The 6,799-nt window shown below is 37.4% G+C and carries 5 protein-coding genes; 2 read left to right on the top strand and 3 right to left on the bottom strand.

Annotated features, from left to right (window positions below; genetic code table 11):
- The coding region (locus tag ACP6PL_RS24895; RefSeq protein WP_426548018.1) for a hypothetical protein at positions 1–340 on the bottom strand (340 nt) is incomplete at its 3' end.
- Positions 341–875: 535 nt separating this feature from the next.
- Between ACP6PL_RS24895 and ACP6PL_RS24900 the strand changes: the two genes are divergently transcribed.
- Positions 876–1,460 carry a PAP/fibrillin family protein gene (locus ACP6PL_RS24900; RefSeq protein ID WP_426548019.1) on the top strand — a complete coding sequence of 195 codons (585 nt, stop codon included), beginning with the start codon at positions 876–878 and terminating at the stop codon, positions 1,458–1,460.
- Positions 1,461–1,976: 516 nt separating this feature from the next.
- Here ACP6PL_RS24900 and fcmC read toward each other — a convergent pair.
- Together fcmC and fcmB are read right to left on the bottom strand one after the other, a co-directional pair.
- Positions 1,977–2,564, bottom strand: a complete 588-nt coding sequence (fcmC, locus tag ACP6PL_RS24905; protein WP_426548020.1) for a filament morphology membrane protein FcmC — start codon at positions 2,562–2,564, stop codon at positions 1,977–1,979.
- A 598-nt stretch (positions 2,565–3,162) separates the two neighbouring features.
- On the bottom strand, positions 3,163–4,257 hold the full coding sequence (gene fcmB / locus ACP6PL_RS24910) for a filament morphology actin-like protein FcmB (RefSeq protein WP_426548021.1): 1,095 nt from the start codon (positions 4,255–4,257) through the stop codon (positions 3,163–3,165).
- A 518-nt stretch (positions 4,258–4,775) separates the two neighbouring features.
- Between fcmB and ftsH2 the strand changes: the two genes are divergently transcribed.
- Positions 4,776–6,659 (top strand): ATP-dependent zinc metalloprotease FtsH2, encoded by a 1,884-nt coding sequence (gene ftsH2 / locus ACP6PL_RS24915; protein ID WP_426548022.1) that lies wholly within the window; start codon positions 4,776–4,778, stop codon positions 6,657–6,659.
- Positions 6,660–6,799: the final 140 nt, after the last annotated feature.

Here is a 6,799-nt window from a genome sequence, read left to right on the forward strand (position 1 = left end):
CAGGTTGTTGTGGAACTGTTTCCTGAACTACAGGTTGTTGCACTACAGGTTGTGGAACTGTTTCCTGCACTACAGGTTGTTGTGGAACTGTTTCCTGAACTACAGGTTGTTGCACTACAGGTTGTTGTGGAACTGTTTCCTGAACTGCAGGTTGTGGTACTACAGGTTGTTGTGGAATTGTTTCTTGAACTGGAGTTTGTGGGACTACAGGTTGTTGTGGAACTGTTTCCTGAACTGGAGTTTGTGGGACTACAGGTTGTTGTGGAACTGTTTCCTGAACTGGTGTAGTTGGTGACTCCCCAGGTTGTGCTTGACTATTTGTTTGTTGTTTTTCTTCCATATATCTTCAACTCAAAGAATTTTAGTCAGTCTATCGTATATTTATATTTATATTTTAGATTTACTCATCTTCTTAATCCGGTCTCTTGGATTTTAGGGGATTTTGTCAGAAATTTTCCAGTAAATAATATATATAAATATTTTTCCTGTTCGTGTTTAATAGATTAGATGGATTTATTTGCATAAAATCATAATCTTGCAGCAAACAATAATCTAAAATCTAAAAATTTTAGTTGAATTCAGATTAAAATTCATCCAGGTAGTGAGCCGATCTAAATTTTTTGCTACTGTTAAGGATATCGTCAAAACTGGGTGATACCCGGATAACCCACAGAATCTTTTTTAAATTTTCTTCACTGAAGAATATAGCTTTAAGAATTTCCGTACCGAAATGCTCCGGAAACAGCATTCAGCATTCAGCTCAAGTCAAAACTATTAGTTGTAAAGGATTGAAATTTTCTTAATGTTCTAACACTATAGATAAATATTGATTGTCACCTTAATAATTCAGGTCAAATTGACAATAAACAGGAATTATGATATACAAATCAAAATTAATTGAAATACTTACAGGCAAAAATCGCGGTTTACTAGCCAGTAAAAATGATCAAAAAGAAATTTTGGCAGCGATCGCTCAGTTAGAAGATTACAATCCTAACCTCCGCCCCTTTGAAGCAAAAGAACTATTAAATGGTAATTGGAGGTTACTTTATACTTCTAGTCAAGAATTACTACGCATTGACAATTTTCCTTTCCTGAAACTAGGCGATATTTATCAATGTATTAGAATTGAAGATACAGCAATCTACAACATTGCTGAAGTATATGGTTTACCATTTTTAGAGGGAATTGTTAGTGTTGTTGCTGAATTTGAAATTGTTTCGGAAAAACGAGTGAATGTTAAATTTAATCGTTCAATTTTGGGGTTGCAAAGTTTAATTGATTATCAATCACCTAACAGCTTAATTGCCGAAATAGAATCAGGAACAAAATTTCCCGCCGTTGATTTTGATATCCAAAATCGTGAACAAAAGGGATGGCTAGATATTACATATTTAGATGAAGATTTACGAATTGGAAGAGGCAATAAAGGAAGTTTATTTGTACTAACAAAAGTTTAAGATAATCCCCTAACTAATTTTTATGAATGATGAGTAATACCAATTAGAAAAAAGTTTGCTATGGTAGGATTTAGTTGTCTAAACCCTTGCAAGTTTTAGGTAGTAGTTTGTGTAGTCAATCGAATCATTAGCATCATATCTGATATAAAATCCGGATAATTAGTATATCCAAGTCATTGCGACGGTCACTCCGTGGAAGGAAGCAATCTCAGGGGTGAGGCGATATTGCTTCCTATCGTCGCAATGACGACTATTTTACCGGATTCTATATGAATCCTGTTTTTAATACTACCATTACAAAATTATTAATAATTGTTAATCCTTGATTTTTGAACGAGCTATTTACTTGTAATTTTATTTAATAAATCTGAAATAATACTATATTATGGATATTGAAGTCAGTTTTCCGTACCAACAAAAAAGCCTTTTCATTCATCTCCCATTTTTTTACTATTAGACTGTTAGTTTTCTGAACTCACCACTAATTATTTTTTCAAAAAGTGTATTGAAGCTTAATTAGAAATCTTCTATAAGAGAACCCAAGCGCTGCAACAAGGGATCTGATTCTGTTATTGATTCTTCAATAGATGCATCTTCTTCTGTTTCTGTGGGTTTAGTAGAGGTTAATTCTTGATCCTGAGTAGTCTTAACAATAGGTACTTCTATTTGATTAATAGCTGCTTCAATTTTTGGCAATTCTGTCTTGAAAGCCTGCAAAGCTTCAAGGAATTTAGCATCAAAATTCAACTGTAATTGAGCCAATTGTTGATTCATTTGACTCAAGTTTTTTTTCAGGTCATCTAATTGACTTATCTGATTAGATTCATTCGACTCACTAGAAGCAAATTTTTTTTCCAACTCAGAAAAATGTTGGGTAAGCTTCTCATAAATCCTATGTTCTAGACGTTGCAAATTTGGCGCAGATTGAGTTAATTCTGTAGACGAAGATACGTACAAAAATTGCCATAGAGCTTGCTTACAGAGATTACTAAAAGTTTGGTATTTCTGGGAATTCAACTCTTTTTCAATAGCTGCCAACAACTGCTTATCTGCTGCCTCTTCTGTAAAAAATACTTCTTTTTTCTGATTTTTTTCCCACAACATCGGGTAATATTTTAATTAACTTAGACAAAGCACAATATCAAGTATTCTACTAATTAATTGATAATGGATAATGAATAATGGATAATTACCTCTTTAACAATTGATAATGAACAATCGATAATGAATAATTATTTTCCTGTCGCGTTTGATGTCGGCGACAGCCGAAAAGCGAAACGTGAACAGCTTTTTGACCTTGGGTTAAAGAAAAGGCCACCCCAAGCGCTGGATGGTTGAGTCGGAGTTGAAATCCCCTCCTAAGTGTAAAAAAAGTCAATCATGCTGAGTGCTGACTGCTATTTAATGATCAATTATCAATTATCCATTGGTAAATATTGTTTTGTTTTAGGAACATCTTAGCGGCTATAGATAATAATCCAGTTTGTCATCCAATATTCAACTTTAGTTTCTTGCTTTTAGGGGACAAAGAAAATTTATTTTCTACTCTGTCCCCATTATTTTTTACTTCCAGATACAGAAAAAACTAAAGTAAAAATATAGTGTTCTAGTCAATTTTAGATTGGGCTTTGACATTGAGGTGATTCATATTCTACTACATCGCCTCAAATATCTTGAATCTAATGTCCCACTAAGGAACAACTTACTTGGATATTGCTAATTGAGCTTCCCCATAAATGTATTGTCCCAGAGCATTTGCTTCTCTAGGTGGTTGAGCCAAATGAGCTTTTAAACCTGCCTCTTCGATTAGCTTTTGCAAATCTTCCCGGAAAAAATCTGCCCCACCACCAGCAAGAACAACATCAGTCACCCTTTCTGGTATCCACTTAATCAAACGGTCACAAAGTTTAGCCGCAAAAACCTTACGCAATTCAGGTACAATACCGTCTAGATTAATAGGTTTTGTTGCACCTCTAGGACGATAGGAACGTTGACCTTCAGGTTTATGGACAGCTTCCAACAAATACAAAGACTGAGAATCTGCTCCCTCAATCTTAGCAGCCACATCTTCATAAAACTGGCTCATGGCAAAAGGTTCGCTCTTAGAAGCAGCCCTAGCAAACCGGAAACGATCTACCATCAAGAAATCGGTAGTTTGATGGCCAATATCAACAATAGCAAGGGATAATTTGGGCAATTCTGGCTGAAATTCTTTACCATGATTAGCTTCAGACCACAGCAAGCTGCCATATCCTTCTGGCATGACCCAAACCTTGTTAATTCTAATTTCTACAGGTTTACCGCCTCGATAAGACATTTGATGAGGACATTGCAGTTGGCTAATAATCTGTGCCTTTTCCTTTTCAAATTGCTCTTGGGAATAGAAAGGCAAACCCATCACAACCGAAAATTCTCCTTTGAGCTGAAAATAGCCAGCACAGGCCAAGATTTTAATTAAAGCATCTTCAACTTTAGACTTAGCAAAAGATCGTTCATCACCAAATAGATTAGCTCCAAAGTCAGCAGCTAATTGACCTACAGCATATCCAACACCTTGATATTCCAGCCACATATCCAATAAAGGGTCTGTAGCTTTAGACTCAAAATTACCTGCTCTGACTTGTTCTACAGTTAATTGTTTGACATTAGCTGGAATAAAAACTACACCATTTGGGGTACGACTAACACAAGCTTTGGTAGCTGTTCGTCCCAGGTCCGCGCTAAGAATTGCTTTTTTACTAACATTGGCTGGTTTCTGGGTTAGCATTGCTGCTGCTGCTGGCTGTTTAATTACCATTAGGCTCTATTACCTCACTAAACTCTTAAATCACAATACTACCGTTATTGAAAGTCCTCAATTTCTATTTATATCTATATATCTATAATTTAAGGAATTAAGACCAACGGCATGAACGGCACTAAGCGACTCAAATCGCCTGACAAAATTAATAATTGTACAAGATTAGAGTTACAGTACCTTCAAAAATTCCAGTCAACTGGATAATACTTCATAAAAATATAATCACATAATACAGGTATTTATTTTGTCAGTTTTATCTCGACTGAGTGTTAGCGTTTGCGTAGCATTCCGTAGGAAAGTTCCTCCGTTTGCGCAACATTCGGCAGGAAAGGAGGCAATATCACACCATGCCAGTTGCTTCAAGTCGGGATACCTGCCCAAGTCATTCAGATAGCTAAAAGTATAAAAGTTGCCCTAATCTCTATTGTTAAGTTAAATTTTGTTAATATTATGAGTGTAGAAAATTAGATTTCTTCCTTATTTAATGCAATTTTACTAAAAGAGGCCATTTTTAGATGAAAATTTCTTGGAGAACCATTGTACTTTGGAGTATGCCAGCTTTAGTAATTGGTTTTTTTCTCTGGCAAGGGACATTTGCCCAAACATCAGTAAATATGGGTAACAACGCTGCTAGAACCCGTATGAGCTATGGTAGATTTTTGGACTACTTACAAGCAGATCGAGTTACAAGCGTAGACCTCTATGATGGTGGTCGTACAGCTATTGTGGAAGCTGTAGATGACCTGAACAACCAAGTGGAAAGATTAAGGGTAGATTTACCTGTTAATTCCCCAGACCTAATTTCCCGTCTGCGAGAAGCAAATATTAATTTTGATAGCCATCCTCCACGCAACGAAGGAGCAGTATGGGGTTTATTAGGAAATTTGATTTTCCCAGTTTTATTGATTGTGGGTCTGTTCTTCCTGTTCCGTCGCTCTAGTAATGTTCCTGGTGGCCCTGGACAAGCAATGAACTTTGGTAAGTCTAAAGCTCGCTTCTCAATGGAGGCCAAAACAGGTGTTCTATTTGATGATGTAGCTGGGGTTGATGAGGCTAAAGAAGAACTTCAGGAAGTTGTGACTTTCTTGAAAAAACCAGAAAGATTTACAGCAGTGGGAGCACGTATTCCTAAAGGTGTGCTGTTGGTAGGTCCTCCGGGAACTGGTAAAACTTTGTTGGCCAAGGCGATCGCTGGTGAAGCTGGTGTGCCATTCTTCAGCATCTCTGGTTCCGAATTTGTGGAAATGTTTGTGGGTGTAGGTGCTTCCCGTGTGCGTGACCTATTTAAAAAAGCTAAGGAAAACGCCCCTTGTATTATCTTTATTGATGAAATTGACGCCGTGGGTAGACAACGTGGTGCTGGTATCGGTGGTGGTAATGATGAAAGGGAACAAACTCTTAACCAACTACTAACTGAGATGGATGGTTTTGAGGGCAACAGTGGAATTATTATTATTGCTGCAACTAACCGCCCTGATGTTTTAGACTCTGCATTGTTACGCCCTGGTAGATTTGACCGTCAAGTTACTGTTGATGCTCCTGATATTAAGGGTCGTTTATCAATTTTAAATGTTCACTCTCGCGATAAGAAGCTAAGTGAAGAAATATCTCTAGACGCGATCGCTCGTCGGACTCCTGGTTTTACAGGTGCAGATTTAGCTAACCTATTAAATGAAGCTGCTATTTTGACTGCTCGTCGTCGCAAAGAAGCAATTACGATGCTAGAAATTGATGATGCTGTAGACCGAGTAGTTGCAGGTATGGAAGGTACTCCGCTCATGGATGGTAAGAGCAAGCGACTTATTGCTTATCACGAAATTGGTCATGCTATTGTTGGTACTCTACTTAAAGAACATGACCCCGTACAAAAAGTGACTTTGGTACCTCGCGGTCAAGCTCGCGGTCTCACCTGGTTTATGCCTAATGAAGAGCAAGGTTTAATCTCCAGGTCGCAAATTTTGGCTCGCATTACTGGTGCCCTGGGTGGTCGCGCTGCTGAGAAAATTATTTTCGGTGATGCTGAGGTGACAACTGGTGCTGGTAATGACTTACAACAGGTTACAGGTATGGCACGTCAAATGGTGACTCGTTATGGTATGTCGAATTTGGGTCCGATGTCTTTGGAAACTGGACAAAGTGAGGTGTTTTTGGGTCGCGACATGATGACTCGTTCTGAATATTCTGATGAAATTGCTTCTCGTATTGATAGTCAAGTTCGTACAATTGTAGCACATTGCTATGAGGACGCTTGCCAGATGATGCGCGATCAAAGGGTTGTTATAGATCGCTTGGTGGATCTGTTAATTGAAAAAGAGACTATTGATGGTGACGAGTTCCGGCAAATTGTGGCTGAGTACACTGATGTTCCTGAAAAAGAACGTTATGTTCCTGTAATTTAATTTAGTTTCTGCATTTCAATTTAATCTAGTCATTTTAGAATGATAGATTGCTCTATCTGAATAATAGTTGAAATGCTCAATCTACGGTTCATTAATTGATAATTGATAATGGATAATTGATAATTACCTCTGGTTAAAAC

The organism is Dapis purpurea BLCC-M126 (assembly GCF_050015975.1).
Classification (GTDB): Bacteria; Cyanobacteriota; Cyanobacteriia; order Cyanobacteriales; family Microcoleaceae; genus Trichodesmium.